General features: G+C 59.7%; 2 protein-coding genes. One reads left to right on the top strand and one right to left on the bottom strand.

Annotated features, from left to right (window positions below; translation table 11 throughout):
* The coding region (locus tag GX108_07145) for a DNA polymerase I (GenBank protein NLO56806.1) at positions 1-438 on the bottom strand (438 nt) is incomplete at its 3' end.
* Positions 439-533: 95 nt separating this feature from the next.
* On the opposite strand from GX108_07145, the gene GX108_07140 reads away from it, so the two are divergent.
* Positions 534-1,688 (top strand): glutamate--tRNA ligase (locus tag GX108_07140; GenBank protein NLO56805.1); only part of this gene is annotated, 1,155 nt, incomplete at its 3' end.

The raw sequence follows: 1,688 nt of genomic DNA, 5'->3' as shown, positions 1-1,688 counted from the left end.
GAGGTTTTCGTCAAGAACCTGGAGTATGTCCTTATCGGCCGTCAGGATGACGACGCGGTAACCCTTTCCGACGGCCGAGAGCGCCGTCGAGGCGATGACGTCGTCAGCCTCGACGCCAGCCCTTTCCACGACGGGAATTCCCAAGTCCCGGGAGAACTCCTTGATGAGGGGCATCTGCGCCTTGAACTCCTCCGGAGTTGGCTGCCGGCCCTCCTTGTAGGCCTCGAAGGCTTCGTGTCGGAAGGTGGGACCCGGCGCGTCGAAGACGACGGCGGCGAGATCTGGTTTGAGGTCCTCCAAGGTCCGAAGAAGCATGTTGGCGTATCCCAAGAGCGCGTTTGTCGGCGTGCCGTCGGGCGCGCTGAGCTCCGGCAGGGCGAAGAAGGCCCTGAAGGCGAGCCCATGACCATCCACTAGTAGTACTGTCTTTTCCGGCATTAGCCCCATCTCCTTCGTCCGGGTTATTTGCGGTATACTGCTGTTCGACTCCGATGCTACCGGATAGGATACCACCAGGGAAGGATGAACGAGAAATGAGATCGACCACCAGGGTACGTTTCGCTCCCAGCCCCACGGGGGCGCTCCACATCGGGGGGGCCCATACGGCCCTCTTCAACTGGCTCTGGGCCCGCCACAGCGGGGGAGCCTTTATCCTGCGCATCGAGGACACAGACCTGATCCGATCCACCGAGGAGCACGAGAGTACCATACTTCAGGGGTTGAGCTGGCTCGGCCTCGAATGGGACGAAGGGCCCGACGTGGGAGGCGTCCACGGTCCCTACAGGCAATCCGAGAGAAGGGAGATTTACCTCCAGCATGCCCAGGAATTGGTGAATTCAGGCCTGGCCTACCGCGATGGGGAGGCCATCATCTTCTCCGTGCCTCGGGGCGTGAAGGTGGCCTTTGACGATGTCGTCTACGGGCACATCGAGATGGCCAGCGACACCCTGAAGGACATCGTCCTGATAAAAAGCGACGGCTTCCCCACCTACAACTACGCCGTCGTCGTGGATGACCACGCCATGGAGATAACTCACGTGGTCCGGGGCGAGGACCACATTTCGAACACGCCGAAGCAGATACTGATCTACCAAGCCCTGGGCTGGGAGATTCCAATCTTCGCCCACTTGCCCATGATACTCGGCAAGGACAAAAAGAAACTTTCCAAGAGACATGGTGCCACCAGTGTCTATGAGTACCGTGACATGGGCTATCACCCCGACGCACTTTTCAACTACTTCGCGCTACTGGGATGGAACCCTGGCGACGACCGGGAAATCTTCACCCGGGAAGAGGCCATCGATATGTTCGACCTGGCGAGGGTCACGAAGAAGGCCGCCATTTTCGACATGGGCAAGTTGAACCACGTCAACCAGGCCCACATCGCCATGATGTCGCCTCTTGAACGGGCCAGGCATACCATCCCTTTCTGGGAGGGGGCGGGTCTCAGGCCCGGTTCCCGGAGCGAGCAATGGCTTGCCGAAGTGCTGGATCTCCTGGAGGGACGGGGACAGACCTTCCGAGAACTGGCGGAGTACACCGACTACTTCCTGGCCTTCGAGACGGTCAAAAGGCGATACGCTGGGGAAGATATCAACGAGGGCCGCAAGGAGACGCTAAGAGGCTTCTTTAGCGCCATGCTTTCCTTCCCCACCTGGAAACCCGAGGAACTGGAAGTGATGGCCAAG

The organism is Thermovirga sp., from assembly GCA_012523215.1.
Classification (GTDB): domain Bacteria; phylum Synergistota; class Synergistia; order Synergistales; family Thermovirgaceae; genus 58-81.
This window is presented reverse-complemented; position numbering and strand designations above follow the sequence as displayed.